Raw genomic sequence first — 16,348 nt, 5'->3', positions numbered from 1 at the left:
ATCTCAGTTTCTCGTACCCCATTGTGGTGTTTGTTACAGCAACGCGCAAATAATATGCCGAGTTTGAAAGAGTTGTTTCGTGCTGATCCGCAGCGCTTTACACATTTTTCTGCTTCTGCTTGCGGCATGTTGTTGGACTATTCCAAACAGCGCATGGATACCACGGCGAAACTCAATTTATTAGCACTGGCGCGTCAGCAAGAAGTGGAATCCCGCCGTGATGCGATGTTACGCGGTGAAGCGATTAACAACACAGAAAATCGTGCGGTCTTACATACCGTATTGCGTTTGCCTAAGGGCGAGAAGTTCATGTTGAACGGCGAGAACATCGCAGCGGATGTTCACAGTGTGTTAGCGCAAATGCGCAGCTTTAGTGATGCGGTGCGCGAAGGGCGTTGGTTAGGTTATACCGGCAAGCCGATACGCACGATTATCAATATTGGTATTGGTGGATCTGATCTTGGTCCGCAGATGGCATGTATCGCTTTGGCACCGTGGTCCCAAAAAAATCTGTCTCTGCATTTTGTCTCGAACGTCGATGGTCGTCATGTCGCTGATTCTTTGGAAAACGCCGATCCCGAAACGACATTGATTGTGGTCGCGTCTAAGACTTTCACGACGATGGAAACTTTGACGAATGCACGTACGGCACGTGAATGGATGTTGAATCATGGTTGTCCAGAAGATCAGATTCGCCAACATTTTGTCGCACTAAGTACTAACGTCAAAGCCGCAAGCGCATTTGGTATTGCAGAGGAAAACGTGTTCCCATTTTGGAACTGGGCGGGTGGTCGTTATTCCATGTGGAGTGCAATTGGTTTGTCGATTGCTTTGTACGTTGGCGCTGATCGCTTTGAAGAAATGTTGGCGGGCGCGCACGAGATGGATCTACATTTTGCGCAAGCACCGCTGGAACAAAATTTACCGGTCTTGATGGCATTGATTGGTGTCTGGAATATTAATTTCCTCGGCTTGCAAGCATTGTCGATTGCGCCTTATCACCAGCGCATGACGCGCTTGCCAGCCTACTTGCAGCAGCTCGAAATGGAAAGTAATGGTAAGTCGGTGACACGCGAAGGTCAACGCGTTGATTACACGACTTCACCGATTTTATTTGGTGAAGCGGGTACCAATGGTCAACATGCATACTTTCAATTGCTGCATCAAGGCGCGACGATTATTCCAACCGACTTTATCGTGGTTGCTGATGATGATGCGGGGTTGCCTGGTCACAATCAAGCTTTGCTCGCGAATTGCTTTGCGCAATCGAAAGCGATGGCTTGGGGTAAAAATATTGAAGAAGTTCGTGCAGAGCTCGGTGATCTGTCAGAAAAAATGTTGGCACCGCGAGTCTTTGAAGGCAACCGTCCAACGTCAACTCTATTACTCGATTCTTTAACGCCACGCTCGCTCGGCGCCTTGATTGCCCTATACGAACATAAAGTGTTTGTGCAATCGGTGATCTGGGATATCAATGCGTTTGATCAATGGGGTGTTGAGTTAGGAAAATCATTGGCGCAGCAATTGATCAGCCTTGATCCCGCTGCAGTGAAAGAAGAATACGATAGTTCGACTAAGGGTTTGTTAAAGGCTTTGACCAAGCGCCATCGTTGAGATGAATAGTCCCCTCTCCTGCAAGCGGGAGAGGGCTAGGGGGAGGGTGGTTTAGCAATTGCGATCTTTTGAAGCAATATAGCAAATCGTGATTTTTTCTTTAGTTTTACGGATAATTCATTCGAACCTGAATCATCGTCAATGCATGCTTTGACTCCCCAACCCTTCTCCCGTTCGCGGGAGAAGGGAGTAGAAGCGAATTCAAGAAATCCTGTTCCTTGAACTACGCTTTACCTATTTGATTTATATTGAATGAAGCTGATATACCAGCCATAGTGCTACCAGCTTTGTTAAGATGTCTTGACTTTTAAGTCGCTCCATTTCGCATAAACTATTTATTTCCAATTTTACTTAAAACCATTTAAAGCTGATCATGAACGATATCGCTGACGATAAAGACCAGAGCCTCCGTGAAGACATCCGCCGCCTCGGCCGCATTTTGGGTGACACGGTTCGTAACCAACACGGTGAAGAAGTCTTTTCTCTCATTGAAACGGTACGTCAAAACTCGATTCGTTTCCGTCGCGATGCCGATGTTGCTGCACGTGCAGAGTTGGAAAATACGCTCGATACCTTAACGAATGATCAGACTACGCATTTGATTCGCGCATTTAGTTATTTTTCGCACTTAGTGAACTTGGCGGAAGATCAGCATCACATTCGCCGCACGCGTGCGCACTTGATTGCAGGTTCGGCGCCACGTCGTGGCAGCCTAGCGCACACTATAGAAACACTCTTTGCTAGCGAAAATGGTGCAGAAGATCTGAAAACGTTTTTTCAGACTGCTGAAGTAAGTCCGGTACTGACTGCCCATCCAACGGAAGTGCAACGTAAGAGTATTTTGAATTGTCAGATGGTGATCACGCGCTTACTCGATGAACGCGATCGTATGCAATTGACTCCAGAAGAATCACGCGCTAATGAAGATGCCTTAGAACGTGCGGTCTTGACTCTGTGGCAAACGCGCATGCTACGTATGTCGAAATTGTCGGTGTTGGACGAAGTCGAAAATGGTTTGAGTTTTTATGACTACACGTTCTTGCGTGAATTACCGCACCTGTATGCAGGCCTAGAAGATTTACTGGCGAGTAAAGATCAACGTTTCGAAAAAACAGAATTGCCTAGCTTCATGCGTTTAGGTAGTTGGATTGGCGGTGATCGCGATGGCAATCCATTTGTGACTGCCAGCGTTCTAGAAAAAACCTTAACGATGCAATCCACGCGCGCTTTCAAATTTTATTTGGAAGAGTTGCATACTTTGGGTTCACAATTGTCGATGGCGACTCTGTTGGTCAAGGTTTCACCAGAGTTGGTTGCGCTTTCTGAGCGTTCTCCTGATCATTCGCCTCATCGTGCGGATGAACCATATCGATTGGCTGTGAGTGGCGTGTATGCACGTTTAGCGAGTACGTTTAAGAACTTGCTTGGACTGGATCCGGTGATCGCTCCATGTGGTATTGCTGATGCATATACAAGTGCTGAGGAGTTGGTGGCGGATCTCGACACTATTCATCAATCTTTGTCCGATAATGGCTCAATCGGCATTACGCGTGGCCGTTTGCGTCACTTACGTCGTGCGGTTCGCGTGTTTGGTTTCTATCTCGCTCCTATCGATTTGCGTCAAAATTCCGACGTGCATGAACGCGTCGTCGCTGAGTTGTTGCAAGCCGCGAATCCTTCATTGAAGTATCTAGATTTGAATGAAGATCAGCGTATCGAAGTGTTAATTGCAGAAATCAGTTCTTCTCGTCCATTGGCGTCACCCTATTTGACGTATTCTGAAGAAACACAATCCGAATTAGCGATTTACCGCGCAGCCTGCACAGCGCAACAACGTTATGGAAAAGGCGCTGTCCCCAATTGCATCATTTCGAAAACGGATGGCGTTTCCGATATGTTGGAATTGGCTTTGTTGTTGAAAGAATCTGGCTTGTTACATCCGGCCGAGAATCGTTTGGATGTGAATGTCATTCCTCTGTTTGAGACCATTGGCGACCTGCAAAATAGTGCGCCAGCGATGGATAGATTGTTTGGCATTCCTGCTTATGCAAATTTGTTGGCAAGTCGCAATAACGCTCAGGAAGTCATGCTCGGTTATTCTGACAGTAATAAAGATGGCGGCTTCTTAACTTCTGGTTGGGAATTGTATAAAGCTGAAATTGATTTGGTCGAAGTTTTTGCTAAACACCAAGTGCGTCTGCGCTTGTTCCATGGTCGTGGTGGTTCAGTGGGGCGTGGCGGTGGCCCTAGCTATCAAGCTATTTTGGCGCAACCAGCAGGAGCAGTTCAAGGTCAGATCCGTTTGACAGAGCAAGGTGAAGTCATCACCGCAAAATACGCGAATCCCGAAGTGGGACGTCGTAATTTGGAGGTGTTGGCGGCCGCAACGATGGAAGCAAGTTTGCTTTCACACACCGAGCTGGCGCCGCGTCCAGAGTTCCTCAAAACCATGGAAGCCTTATCCGAAAACGCTTTTAAAGCCTATAGAAACATGGTGTACGAGACCGAAGGATTTGAACAGTACTTCTGGGAGTCGACCGTGATTTCTGAAATCGCTGGCTTGAACATTGGTAGTCGCCCAGCATCGCGTAAGAAGTCGACGGCGATTGAAGATTTGCGCGCAATTCCTTGGGTATTTAGCTGGTCACAATGCCGCCTGATGTTGCCGGGCTGGTTTGGTTTTGGTAGTGCCGTCAAGCAATACCTGGAGGCGAATCCAAGTAATGGCTTGCATACTTTGCAAGCGATGTTTAAAGATTGGTCCTTTTTCTCGACTGTGTTGTCAAATATGGAAATGGTCTTAGCCAAGAGCGACATTGGGATTGCGAGTCGTTACGCGCAATTGGTCAAAGACGAGGAATTGCGCGATCGCATTTTCCCGCGTTTGGAAGCTGAACATGCGTTAACTATTGCTGTTTTGAAGCAGATTTCGGGACGTGATGATTTGCTGTCTGACAATCCATTGCTCAAGCGCTCTATTGTGAATCGTTTCCCATATCTGTCACCTTTGAATCACGTGCAAGTTGAATTATTGAAGCGTTATCGTCAGGGTGATGAAGACGAACGTGTACGCCGCGGAATTCATTTATCTATTAATGGTATTGCAGCGGGCTTGCGTAATAGTGGGTGATGAATAGCGCGTGTATGAATTTATGCAGTTTGATTTTGGACAAGTAAATCGAACGCAGGATCCAACACATTCGATGCGGCTTTAATTTTTACTCGGTCAAAAAGGGAGTATTCGCTATACTCCCTTTCTTTATTGGCAGGTTTAAGAATATGGAAACCGCATTATTAGGGGTAGTTGGTTGGTCGGGCAGTGGCAAGACCAGCTTACTAGAAAATCTCCTTGCAGGATTAACCGCGCATGGTAAACGGGTCAATTTAGTTAAACATAGTCATCACGATGTGATTTTGGAGCCTGAACATAAGGATAGTGCTCGATTACGGCGGGCCGGTGCACAAGAAGTCTTATTAATTTCACCTTTTCGTTATGCTATTGTTCATGAATTACGTGAGGTTCACGAACCGCAGTTAGCTGAGTTGTTGGCACGCCTGGCACCAGCAGATTTGACCTTAATCGAGGGTTACAAGTGGGCGCCGATAGCAAAAATGGAAGTATTCCGTCCAGCACTGGGTAAGCCCGCGATTTACCCAAATGATCAGTATGTTGTGGCGGTCGCTTCCGATGTGTCACGCCCAAATGATTGCCCTGAGAATATTTTATGGCTAGATTTGAATCAAACCCAAGAAATTTTAGATTGGCTATTAGATAATCTTGGTCAAGGACAATTTCGTAACATATTATAAATTAAGACTGCATTCACGCAGTGATGCTGGTATCTAGACTTAAAATTCAAAAGAATTTGAAAGAAACTCTAAAGTATCCTTAAGTTCTGGCCGTTAAAGGGTGTATAGATAAGGAGAATTGTCATGGATGTTTCCGGAATTGCGAGAACTGCAACTACGATAGCCGATGTAGGTGTCAGTCAAGAAGTGAGCATTGCGGTGCTGAAGAAGGCAATAGATATTAGTAAAGATAGCGCGACTGCGCTGATTGAAGCCATTCCTAATTCTAGTGCTAATACTGTGCCAAATTTACCGCCTAATTTGGGGCGTAATATTAATACAACGGCCTAATTAATGTAGTCGATTCAGCTTGCTTTTATACACCTTAGACAGCGTTCAATGAAAATTGAGCGCTGTTTTTGTTTTTGGGAAAGGTTTTTAGGCGGATACATTTTTAGTGTTAACTGAGCCAAAGTATACAAGCTGGTTTCTATGCAATCGGCGATAATTGCAAACTATTGCGGCTTATTTTGCCTGTTCGCTCTGGTGCTTTGGATGTTTCGCATCATCTGGACGTGATCCGAAAACTTAGCCGTAAATTTTTTGCTATTGATAATTAATTCTTATATTGTTGAGGGTTTGTATGACAAAACCAGAATGGACCTGGTCGGATCGATTAAGTTTGAAACACGAAGTGATGGATGAAACGCATCAAGAATTCGTTGCCTTGTGTGCTGCTTTATCTTTGAATGAGCCAGCTACTTATTTAAGTCGCCTGGATGCATTGATCAATCATTCAGTCGAACATTTTACACAAGAAGATAGGTGGATGCGTGAAACCAATTTTCCTCCTGCAGGCTGTCATCAAGGCGAACATGACGCTGTTTTGCAAGTCATGCAAGAGGTGAGGCGTCGCTATGCAGCGGGTGAACACGATCTTGGCGCAAGCTTGGCAGAAGAATTGCCTTTATGGTTTGAACATCATGTAGCGACGATGGACAATATGCTTGCGCAATTTTTAATCAGCAACGAAATTTCTGCAGGCAAATTGAGCGAAGAAAAAGCAGCTTTAGTTTAATTAGCGCTTAACATGGTAATCCGTTTTACTATTGCTATTGCTTGAGAGTGTCTTAATATTAAGCTTCTACTTTGATGTAAATCTCGCCAAGCTGAACTTGTTGACCTGGGCGAATTTTTGCTGTTTTACGCAATTCTTGTTTGCCGTCGACACGAACCGCACCACTGGCGACGATCACTTTACCCGCGCCTCCACTGTCACAAACACCGACCAACTTTAGTAACTGATTTAATTCCACAAAGTCTCCGTCGACGGTAAAGCTGATTTCTTGCATGGCTGCCCAATCTAATAAGTTCGATAAAAGTGGCAGGATACACCATTTTAAAAGCTTTACTAGTAGCTAGAATCGAGGCAGAATCAAAATTGAAAATTTTTTGAGGCAGTTTTGTAAGGATTCTTTGTTTACTTCGACTACTCATTGTAGTTTGCAGTTGGTAGCACTTTAACGCTACTTTTTTATTTCACTTTGGAGAATAAATATGAGCAACTTGAATAGTAAAGCAATGATTGCAGTGGCACTGGCTGGTTTGATGGGGTCTTCTACTTTGATGGCAGCTGACACGCCGAAAACAGAGAAGTGCTATGGTATTGCTAAAGCCGGTGCAAATGATTGTGCGACAAAAAATGGCAGTCACTCTTGCGCTGGTCAAGGAAAGAAAGATAACGATCCTAATGAGTGGAAAAAAGTACCAGCAGGTAGCTGTGAAAAAATGGGCGGTAAATTAGAAGCGCCTAAATCTTAAGATTTGCGACTTAGATTTATTTGAACTTGAAGAATCATTTTTCTTCCAGTGAAAGCCGCAAATCTACTTCCGAAGTGCCGATTTTACATGGTAATGGAATAGGTTTGCGGACGCCACATTATCGTCAATTTTTAGAACATCAAATAAAGATAGACTGGCTAGAAGTTCACTCCGAAAATTATTTTGGTGATGGTGGTTTCGATTTGCACGTACTCGAACACGTCGCACAAAATTATCCCATCAGCTTGCATGGTGTGGGTCTTGGCTTAGGCTCTGCAGCGCCTGATCAGATCAATCAAGTTCATCTGCAAAAGTTAAAGCGCCTGGTGGACAGAATTCATCCCACTTTGGTCTCAGAACACTTATGTTGGGGCGCAATTGCTCAGCAACATCTGAACGATTTATTACCACTAACTTTGTCAGACTGCGCTTTACAATTGGTTTGCGATAGAGTTAATTTTTTACAAAATTATTTGCAGCGCCAGGTCTTGATCGAAAACGTGTCTACCTATCTGCGTTTTCGCGATGACGCAATGAGCGAGGCTGAATTTCTTATCGCACTGAGCCAACGTACAGGTTGTGGCATTTTGCTGGATATTAATAATCTGTATGTCAATCAATGCAATCATGGCGAAGATGCGCGTGCGGCAATACAGCAATTTGCAAGCTTGCCAAATCAGATAGTTGGTGAGATTCACTTAGCTGGACATACTTGGACTGAGAATGCTGTGATCGATGATCATGGCAGCTGTGTAGCTCCAGCTGTTTGGGAGCTCTACAGTGAATTTTGTCGTGATGTGAGTCCTGAGGTGCCTACGCTCATCGAATGGGATACGGATGTGCCAGAATTGGACGTTTTGCTAAACGAGGCCAATACAGCACAAGAAATTCGTCAGCAAACGAGGACTGTGCATGGACGATAAAATGCGACAAACTCAGGAGCATTTTTCTCGACTGGTGATGAGTGCAGATTTAGATTCCGTACCTGATTTATTTTCCACTGAAGCTGAACTGATTGAACGACGGTTGGCTATCTATCGGGGGAATGTACAGAGTATTTGGACGAAGACGCTGTTAAACACTTTCCCAGTGCTGCAGCAACTTGTTGGGGATGAGTTCTTTACTTACCTCGCTTTGCAATACGGCAGGCAATTTCCCTCTCAATCCGGTGATTTGAATCAATTTGGATCACAATTTTCAAGTTATCTTTCGATAGAAGCTGCTGTTAAGGACTATCCTTATTTCCCTACAGTCGCGGCTTTGGAGTGGCAGTTGCATTGTGCTTATTATGCTGAAAACATTGAATTAATCAGCTTGCCGCAGTTTTTGTCATGCGTCGGAGACTCCGTCCAATCCAGCCGATTATTGTTTCATCCTGCAGCCAGTTTGTTTCAGTCATCATATGCTGCTGCTCAAGTGTATCTTGCGCATCAGGAGCAACCAATACGGGCGATAGATGTTCCTTTAGATACTTCTTGTTATGCTTTAGCGAGCCGCCCTAAGTGGCGGGTTGAGCTCACGTTATTGGATGCGGCGAGTTTTCGTGCTTTGCAAGCATTGCAGCAAGGCGAGATATTAGGTGATGCATTGGAACAGGCAATGTCAGTCGATTCTCAGTTCGATATCGCTTCTCAATTACAGAAATGGTTTGCTTTGGGTGTTTTTATCGGTTTTGAATGTAAGGAATAGTTGGGTCGCACCGACTAATTACTTCAATCATTCAGCTTTCACATTCCAATGAATAAATTCTTATACTTGCATCAAACATTGACGAACTTCGATGGTAAGTTACTAGATGGTGCGCGCGCTCTTGCTAACCTTGCTTTACGTGGCTTCATTTCTTGGCAGTTTTTGAAGTCAGGTTGGATAAAATTACAGGATTGGCCGTCAACTTTAGATTTGTTTCGTGAGGAGTATCAGGTTCCTCTGGTCTCGCCAGAATTGGCTGCGTATATGGGAACCGCTGGTGAGCTTATACTTCCGATCTTACTTTTGACGGGTTTGTTTTCACGCCTCGCTGGTGTTGGTTTATTTGCGGTGAACTTGATGGCAGTAGTTTCGTATCCTATTCTTTGGACCCTAGAGTGTCCTGCAGGTTTAAATGACCATTTTTATTGGGGTGGACTGATACTTCTTACCATTGTTTTAGGCCCAGATAAATTAAGTTGCGACAGATTTTTGAACAACTTGTCGCAGAAGAAATAGTCAATTTTTTGAGGTCAGATTTAGAAATAAAAAAACGGGAGCAATCCCGTTTTTTTATTCTATGCAGAAGTCTTATTTCTTCCTGGTAGTATTGAATTTAGTTCAGTTCAGCTAAATTCAATGCATCTTACTTCCACTTGCGCTTCGCCAATTCTTCGCCGACAAAACTGGCGAACAAAGAATAGCCTAAAGGTGATGGGTGAACATTGTCAGCAAAATAGTATTTGCTAGTATCGCCAGCGATCAAATTATTTGCGTTACAGACCAAAGACGAGCCCAAAGGATTTTTCGCTGCAGATAAGTCACACGCTGGTGTTGTCGCGTTACCGATTCCATAAGTGCCAGGATTTGAAGTGTGGTCACGGAAGCGTGTAAAAAGATCGACGATCAAGACATTATCGTTACCGGCTAAACCTGCCAAGAGGCGTGCGTTAAATGTGATGCTCATACCGTTTAATAATGTTTGCGTATCAACACTTTGTTTTAGAGCATCGGGTGTTCTGCTCAAGTCTGGCATGTTGACCACCACCACGTATTTAGCACCTTTTGCCAATATCAGATTATTCACGTAACCAGCTAATTCAGTGCCTGCTGTTCCCATGGCGTCCACATAGGTTTGTGCATTTGCTTTTGCATAAGCAGCACCAGCCGCAGCGCCAACGGTCGGTGTTAAGGTTGCTACTGCACCAGCAATACAATTGCTTGCTTGAGCGTCAGTTGGTGTACATGCGCCACTAGCGATGTCTTTTTGGATTTGACCTGGTACAGCCGCAGTTACTGCGGCTGTTGCCGCTGCCGTTGCAGCAGCAGATAAAGTGCTTGCCTGAATAAAAGCGTCATTCGGACCGCCACTGACGAAGACAATTTCAGTGCCACTAAATTTGCCACCCACTGCGTCCAAATGATTTTGAATTTGTTTTGCAACAGGTACAGTCATTTGTCCCAAAATAGCATTGGCGCCGCCTAATGCTTTATTGCCAGGACCAACAGGATTCGTAACGCGTGCACCACCTTGGGCATAGCTTGTGCAACCAGAATTATTTTTTACAGGTACGTTGAAACCTTGCGATGCCAAACCTTCTAAGCCAGTTTGCGCGGCGCATGGTGCTGGCAGTCCGAGGTCGGCCGCAACAGTTTCTGTCCAGTTCTTTGTAGTTGCGCTGTTGATCGTGTACTTGCCTCCGCCGAGTGCCGCAACGGTGCCTACTTTATAGGTGCCCACATCACTCAAGCTATCGCCGAATGAGACTTGAGAAGTAAACTTGATTTTTGGCGCTGGATCAGTGGCGTTGCTGCCGCTGCCGCCGCAGCCTGCAAGAATCGCAGCCGCGATGATAGTCAGTGAATAGTTAATGTAACGCATTTTGTCTCCTGGTCAATTTTATAAGTGTAGGCGAAACGAACGATAGTGCTATTTGAATGCTTACTATATGTCATTAAGTTCAGGCATGGGGTTGCGAGGTGCAATTAAACGACATTCAAAATTAGAAGATTTATTCGAAAAAAAACATCATTTTTACCTGGTCGGCCTTGAAAATAATCAATGAAAAAGACCTATCTTTTATTGATATTTCCATAGCGGACGAAAGTCAATTAACGATGTCTAATTTAAGCGCTGGTCTTATATTTTTTGTTAGTGTCTATTTTGCGACAGTCATTCAATTCTGAATGATGCTCCTATACAAGTGGGACGATCAATGTCATATTTTGACAAATGAAATTAGTACGTGCGTTCGTTTTACAAGTATTTAAGAACTATTTTGGAGACAATTAAAAATGAAAATGAAACTTATAATCGCTGCTCTGGGTACATGCTTTGCAGCTCCTCTGTTTGCGCAGACCAATGTCACTTTATACGGTATCTTGGATGCTGGTATTCAAGTGAGTAATAGTGGCAAGAGCACACAAACAAAAATGGTCAGTGGTATTGCTGACGGCTCTCGTATCGGTTTCAAAGGAACCGAAGATATGGGCGGCGGCTACAAAGCAATTTTTAATCTTGAGGCTCGCGTAGAGGTTGATACCGGCAGCAACAAAGCCGGTAACTTGAGTGATTATCAAGGCTTTGCATTGACCAAAGGTATGGACTTTCCAGATTTCGGTAATCCGGTTTTGAAGGGCGCTGCAGCACAAACATTGGCTGGCGTTCGCGCTGCCTTACAACCTAAATACAATGTCAATGCAACTTCTTCACTGGTGTTAGCGCGAGGCGGCGGTCCAGATGGTGGTTTGTTTGACCGTACCGCGATGGTGGGCTTGATCACACCCGTAGGTGCGATATTGGCAGGTCGTATGTATACCCCTGCATATGAAGTCTTTAATGCGGCAGATGCGTTTGAAAGTGGTATGGCAGGTAGTTGGGGTGGTATTACAGGCGGTACTGGTGGCTTGTTGACCACAGGTATGGCGATCCGTTCAAATAAATCCGTGCAATATCGTATTGAGTTGCCAAGCGGTTTTGGCGGCGCTTTGATGTACGGTTTTAAAAATTCCGGCTACATCGGTTTAGACAAAGATTTCCTCGCGGCTAACGTGAAATACAAAGCCAATGGTTTCGACGTAGGTATTGCTTATAACCGTGGTACAAATACCGATGGTTCTACTGGTTTAGTAACTGCAACAGCGGGTGGTTCATACAGTTTTGAAGACTTCAAATTTTTCGCTGGTTATCAATCCATGAAAAATGAGAATTCGATTTTGTTGCCAGTGTTTTACGATGCGTGGGATCAGGAAATTTCACCAGGTTTAAAAGCGGGCGGCGTGCCAGCACCAGTTATCGCTGCTTGGACAAGTATTTTTAGATCTAACGTCACTAAGAACTTCAAGTTAAAAGCTGAAAGTTATAGCCTAGGTATGCACTACAAAATCGGCAATGGTCGTGTAATGGCATCCTATAGTCATCAAGATGATAAGACATTGTCGAATAGTGACGCGACACAGTATGCACTAGGTTACGATTACAATTTGTCGAAGCGTACTGATTTGTATGCTGTTTATGCATACATTAAGAATCAGAATGATGGTCAATATGCACCTGGTGCGGCGAGTGCTTCAGGTGGGTTTACTGAAGTCGCAGGTCAACCAGGTCGTGCTTTACAATTTGGTATCCGCCATCGCTTTTAATTGCTGATGTTACAGATTTGTATCTGCGAATCTAAATAAAGAAGAGTGCTGCAATTGCAAGCACTCTTTTTTATGGTCAATGGTTTTTATAAGGCGACTTGATCTCTACCGCGCTCTTTCGCTCTATAGAGCGCCGCGTCTGCGCATGCGATGACTGCTACACCATCTTGCCCTGATCGCAAACTGGCGAGCCCAAGTGATGCGGTTATATGTGGCAATTGCCGTTGGCTGTCTTGGAAAACCCTTGTTTGTCGGATGCGTTCACAAAGCCGTTCAGCGACCACTAAGGCAGATTCTTCACTTGTACTCGGCAGGATAATAAGCATTTCTTCACCACCATAGCGTGCAGCGAAGTCACTCGGGCGCAGACCATTGTTAATTACTTTTGCCGCTGCCTGTAATGCTTCATCACCGGCTACATGACCGAATTGGTCATTGAATTTTTTAAAGTGATCTAAGTCGATCATGATGACGCTGAGCTCGGTCTGCGTTGCATGCGCATGTTCGATCAATCCCGGGAGTTGTGCGTTTAACCAAGAGCGGTTATGCAAACCAGTTAAGCCGTCCACCATAGAAAGTTGGCGATAGAATTCGCCCACTTTTTGCCGATTGCGTAGCTGTGCGTTGGTGGCACGAATTCGGAAAGAGAGCAAACGCAACAGATTACGCGCAACACCATTTGATTCATCAATCAATTTCCACATGCAGGCAGCATCGATTAAGAGTAGTTGGCTATCGCTAACGGCGGCGATTGTCGCGACCGAAGTCTCTTCATTCAATACTGAAATCTCACCAACACATTCACCAGCAAAATATTGTGTGCTGGCACTTTCTAATTGGCGCTTCGTGACACTGCTAGCTTGAGCCAATGTGCCTACCAGCACGACATATAGACATGCACCCGGGCTGTTGCTGTCGATGATGATTTCGCCAGCACGCGCTGACACCACAGGACAAAGATCAAGTGCTCGTTGTATTGCACTCATCTCTTGGGATGCTAAACCGTGAAAAAGTTGAATGTCATTTACCTTAAAACCTGAATCTTTAAAATGACCTATATGTTCCAAGGTGACCTCTGAATAATGCGAAACTTGGTTATCAAGATTTTTTTCCCGTTCTACTTAATCATGATGAATAAAATAAGATGATACTCGTTTGCGAGGTCTTATTGAATAATTTGATTTAATGCTTCAAAGCGCATTTCTGTCTCTTCAAATATCGCTATATAAGCCTCTTCGGATAGACCTAAATTGTCCCAAGCGAATTGGGATACGGCGGGCACCATTTCGTGCGGGTTGTCGCATAGATCGAGAGCGTGAACTATTGCGTTTGCGACATGCACGATTGAGGCAATTGAATTGAGCTCCTTATGGTCCGGTTCGTGATGTCCACGAATTGCATCTTGTATGGCGTCAGAAAAATTCCATTGTAGAGCAAGGATTAATCCTACTGATACGTGATCGACGCCAAGTATAGTGCGCTCTGCATCAAGTAAACTACAGTCTTTTTCTGTTGCACACCTAATGACTTCCTCGTATTTTTTAGGAAAGCGTGACACTAAAACTAAACGGCCAATATCATGTAGCAAGCCTGCTGTGAATGCGAAATCATGTTTTAGATGCAAACTGCGTGAAATAAGTTCCGCGCATATTGCAGTAGCAATATTGTGGCGCCAGAAACCAAAACTATCGAAGCCTCTGCAGTTTGCCACCGGTAGATTGTGGGTAAAGATACTGGTGCGGATAAGATTCTTGAGGTTTTTCGTGCCTAGCATCGAGATGGCTTGTTGGATGGTAACGACTTTGGAATTCGCACCATAATAAGACGTATTGGCAACTTTTAGTACTTTTGCCGCGAGTGATTGATCTAAGGCGACCTTTTCTACAATAGTGTCTAAACTAATATCGTCACTGTTAAGGTCACTGAGCATTTCTTGAGCGACCTGCGGTAGAGTAGGCAAGTCGTTAATTTTGTTGATGACTTCTTCTAAGGAAATCTCATGGTTATTATGATCTTTGATGTATTGGCTCATTAAGATTTACTCCTGCGATACTTCTCAACGTAGATCCTCAACATATCGGTCGGTTCACCAACCGGCGCATGTCTGAAGATAGCATCAAGTCTGGCAATTTTCTTTTGCTGAAACTCAATATCACTATTGTCGTTCTCAGCATCAGCTGAGTCAGATAAAACTGCGAGTTGGTGTATCTCGTGGTGAGCCATCGCTTTAATGGTATTCTCAGTCAGTTCGGTTCCTGATGGCAACAATACATGACCAAGTTTATCTAACAAATTCTCGGACAAAATCATTCCTGCACGAACTTTTGACACTGGAATAAAATGGTGTTTCTTACTCATAAAAGAGGTCTCCTGTTACGTCAGTGTAATGATTTTTTTAGGAAATATAAGGGAGTGTTGTAATTTGGTGAAGTGTTTGCGCTGAATGTCGTCTATCGCGTTAGCATGCTGCAAGCCAAATGGCGGTTTTGTTTTGCTGTACAGTTAATTTCGTCGTTTAAAACCAACTTCTAGTAAATATAAAGTATTCAATGAACCACCTATTCCGAGATTTCGTCATTCATCGACCACGATTTGTATTTGCTTTAGTCTTGGGAATATTTGGATTTTTTTTGCTTCCTGTTGATTGGAGTCTAGTTAGTAAAGTGCTCATGGCGTGGAATGTGACTGTTTGGATCTATTTACTTTTAGTTGTTTGGCTGTTGCGTGGGTCTAGTCATGAGAGTGTCGTGAAGGTGGCTCAGCGTGAGGATAATAGCGCTTTCGCGGTTTTGTTCATTTTGGCTTGTTCAGCAACAGCAAGCTTAATTGCTATCGTGTTTGAATTGTCTAATTTACGTGAACTTAACGGTGAAATGAGACTGTTGAAATACTTGCTTACCAGCGCCACCGTGATAGGTGCTTGGCTATTACTTGCTACGATTTTTACCTTTCATTATGCTTTGCTTTTTTACCGATCTCCAAAGGAGCAACGGGCACTGCAATTCCCAAATCAAGAGGCGCATCCTGACTATTGGGATTTTCTATATTTTTCCTTTACGATCGCAGTCGCACTGCAAACCTCGGATGTAATGGTGATGTCACGTACCATGCGAAAAACAGTACTTGCACAATCAGTGCTAAGTTTTATGTTCAACGCTGCGATACTGGGCTTTTCTATCAATATTGCAGCTGGCCTTGTTGGCAATTAAGCGATAGTGGTCACGAATCCATCCAGAGACAGAGTTTTGCTACCATCTACTGTGCCCATCATGCCGATTCTCTAGGTCGTCGCGTCGGTTGTATCTGTGATGGCGGCCGTATCTGTCATCAAAGTCTCTTCGTTCTAGATAGTCGTGGTGATCATAGTGCGTCGTTCTCCATGGCCGCCCGTAACGTTGTTCGACGTAAACATGGTCGTAGTATGGTAAGGCAGAACGAAGTTGGATGGGTATGCCGCCAAGTTTGAGGTCGATGCCAAATGGTAAGCGACCACCTGAACGCCAGAGGGCGCCTTCTGACCAATACCAAGTGCGGGCACGTGGTGAAAAATAGACCTGGTGACTTGGGTAATAAACGAAATCGTAAAACTGTACTGGCGCTGGTCGCGAATATACTTGCACAGGTGAATAGCGATCGTGCGCATTGGCATTAAGCGTAACGGCGCTAACTTCTACCAATGCCATGGCAATAAGTAACTTCTTGAATAAGTGGTTTTTCATTTTATGCTCCTGAGTTTGACCAGTACCTCAATAACGCTGCCTCAGCAAAAGCAGCAGACAGGCAAATACATAAAATT

At 44.4% G+C, this 16,348-nt stretch carries 17 protein-coding genes; 11 read left to right on the top strand and 6 right to left on the bottom strand.

Translation table 11 applies throughout. The features are described 5' to 3' along the window. The 5 genes from pgi to ACO0KZ_RS00485 all read left to right on the top strand — a co-directional run bounded on the left by pgi (position 1) and on the right by ACO0KZ_RS00485 (position 6,481). Positions 1 to 1,614: a glucose-6-phosphate isomerase gene (gene pgi, locus ACO0KZ_RS00505; RefSeq protein WP_422992748.1), complete on the top strand. Its 1,614-nt coding sequence runs from the start codon at positions 1 to 3 to the stop codon at positions 1,612 to 1,614. 373 nt (positions 1,615 to 1,987) lie between these two features. Further along, positions 1,988 to 4,744: a phosphoenolpyruvate carboxylase gene (ppc, locus tag ACO0KZ_RS00500; protein WP_422991648.1), complete on the top strand. Its 2,757-nt coding sequence runs from the start codon at positions 1,988 to 1,990 to the stop codon at positions 4,742 to 4,744. A 149-nt stretch (positions 4,745 to 4,893) separates the two neighbouring features. Further along, positions 4,894 to 5,424, top strand: coding sequence for a molybdopterin-guanine dinucleotide biosynthesis protein B (gene mobB / locus ACO0KZ_RS00495; RefSeq protein ID WP_422991646.1), 531 nt, complete (start codon positions 4,894 to 4,896; stop codon positions 5,422 to 5,424). Between the two features lie 123 nt (positions 5,425 to 5,547). Continuing rightward, positions 5,548 to 5,754 carry a YjfB family protein gene (locus ACO0KZ_RS00490; protein WP_422991644.1) on the top strand — a complete coding sequence of 69 codons (207 nt, stop codon included), beginning with the start codon at positions 5,548 to 5,550 and terminating at the stop codon, positions 5,752 to 5,754. 292 nt (positions 5,755 to 6,046) lie between these two features. Next, the gene (locus ACO0KZ_RS00485; RefSeq protein ID WP_422991642.1) at positions 6,047 to 6,481 is read left to right on the top strand and encodes a hemerythrin domain-containing protein; all 435 of its coding nucleotides are present in this window, start codon (positions 6,047 to 6,049) and stop codon (positions 6,479 to 6,481) included. Positions 6,482 to 6,539: 58 nt separating this feature from the next. On the opposite strand, the gene ACO0KZ_RS00480 is transcribed toward ACO0KZ_RS00485, so the two are convergent. Then, positions 6,540 to 6,755, bottom strand: a complete 216-nt coding sequence (locus ACO0KZ_RS00480; protein ID WP_422991640.1) for an RNA-binding S4 domain-containing protein — start codon at positions 6,753 to 6,755, stop codon at positions 6,540 to 6,542. 214 nt (positions 6,756 to 6,969) lie between these two features. On the opposite strand from ACO0KZ_RS00480, the gene ACO0KZ_RS00475 reads away from it, so the two are divergent. The 4 genes from ACO0KZ_RS00475 to ACO0KZ_RS00460 are packed head-to-tail and all read left to right on the top strand — an operon-like array spanning position 6,970 to position 9,429. Next, positions 6,970 to 7,224, top strand: a complete 255-nt coding sequence (locus tag ACO0KZ_RS00475; protein ID WP_422992747.1) for a DUF2282 domain-containing protein — start codon at positions 6,970 to 6,972, stop codon at positions 7,222 to 7,224. Positions 7,225 to 7,244: 20 nt separating this feature from the next. Next, the gene (locus tag ACO0KZ_RS00470; protein ID WP_422991638.1) at positions 7,245 to 8,147 is read left to right on the top strand and encodes a DUF692 domain-containing protein; all 903 of its coding nucleotides are present in this window, start codon (positions 7,245 to 7,247) and stop codon (positions 8,145 to 8,147) included. After that, positions 8,137 to 8,913, top strand: coding sequence for a putative DNA-binding domain-containing protein (locus tag ACO0KZ_RS00465; RefSeq protein WP_422991636.1), 777 nt, complete (start codon positions 8,137 to 8,139; stop codon positions 8,911 to 8,913). The genes ACO0KZ_RS00470 and ACO0KZ_RS00465 overlap by 11 nt, the downstream gene beginning before the upstream one ends. Before the next feature lie 48 nt (positions 8,914 to 8,961). Then, positions 8,962 to 9,429: a DoxX family protein gene (locus ACO0KZ_RS00460; protein ID WP_422991634.1), complete on the top strand. Its 468-nt coding sequence runs from the start codon at positions 8,962 to 8,964 to the stop codon at positions 9,427 to 9,429. Between the two features lie 127 nt (positions 9,430 to 9,556). Here ACO0KZ_RS00460 and ACO0KZ_RS00455 read toward each other — a convergent pair whose 3' ends face one another. Next, the gene (locus tag ACO0KZ_RS00455; RefSeq protein WP_422991632.1) at positions 9,557 to 10,792 is read right to left on the bottom strand and encodes an SGNH/GDSL hydrolase family protein; all 1,236 of its coding nucleotides are present in this window, start codon (positions 10,790 to 10,792) and stop codon (positions 9,557 to 9,559) included. 419 nt (positions 10,793 to 11,211) lie between these two features. Here ACO0KZ_RS00455 and ACO0KZ_RS00450 point away from each other — a divergent pair, with 419 nt between their 5' ends. Further along, positions 11,212 to 12,552: a porin gene (locus ACO0KZ_RS00450; RefSeq protein WP_422991630.1), complete on the top strand. Its 1,341-nt coding sequence runs from the start codon at positions 11,212 to 11,214 to the stop codon at positions 12,550 to 12,552. Between the two features lie 86 nt (positions 12,553 to 12,638). Here the strand turns inward: ACO0KZ_RS00450 and ACO0KZ_RS00445 are convergent, their stop codons facing one another. The 3 genes from ACO0KZ_RS00445 to ACO0KZ_RS00435 all read right to left on the bottom strand — a co-directional run bounded on the left by ACO0KZ_RS00445 (position 12,639) and on the right by ACO0KZ_RS00435 (position 14,910). Then, positions 12,639 to 13,538, bottom strand: a complete 900-nt coding sequence (locus tag ACO0KZ_RS00445; protein WP_422991628.1) for a GGDEF domain-containing protein — start codon at positions 13,536 to 13,538, stop codon at positions 12,639 to 12,641. A gap of 179 nt (positions 13,539 to 13,717) precedes the next feature. Further along, entirely contained in the window at positions 13,718 to 14,584 is an 867-nt protein-coding gene (locus ACO0KZ_RS00440) for an HDOD domain-containing protein (RefSeq protein WP_422991626.1), read from the bottom strand. Further along, a complete protein-coding gene (locus ACO0KZ_RS00435) occupies positions 14,584 to 14,910 on the bottom strand; it encodes a hypothetical protein (RefSeq protein ID WP_422991624.1) in 327 nt (108 codons plus the stop codon). The genes ACO0KZ_RS00440 and ACO0KZ_RS00435 overlap by 1 nt, the downstream gene beginning before the upstream one ends. A gap of 191 nt (positions 14,911 to 15,101) precedes the next feature. Here ACO0KZ_RS00435 and ACO0KZ_RS00430 point away from each other — a divergent pair, with 191 nt between their 5' ends. Beyond that, a complete protein-coding gene (locus ACO0KZ_RS00430) occupies positions 15,102 to 15,761 on the top strand; it encodes a DUF1345 domain-containing protein (RefSeq protein ID WP_422991622.1) in 660 nt (219 codons plus the stop codon). 39 nt (positions 15,762 to 15,800) lie between these two features. Here ACO0KZ_RS00430 and ACO0KZ_RS00425 read toward each other — a convergent pair whose 3' ends face one another. Continuing rightward, positions 15,801 to 16,271: a hypothetical protein gene (locus tag ACO0KZ_RS00425; protein WP_422991620.1), complete on the bottom strand. Its 471-nt coding sequence runs from the start codon at positions 16,269 to 16,271 to the stop codon at positions 15,801 to 15,803. Positions 16,272 to 16,348: the final 77 nt, after the last annotated feature.

The sequence above is a fragment of the Undibacterium sp. Di24W genome (assembly GCF_049340325.1).
Classification (GTDB): Bacteria; Pseudomonadota; Gammaproteobacteria; order Burkholderiales; family Burkholderiaceae_D; genus Undibacterium.
This window is presented reverse-complemented; position numbering and strand designations above follow the sequence as displayed.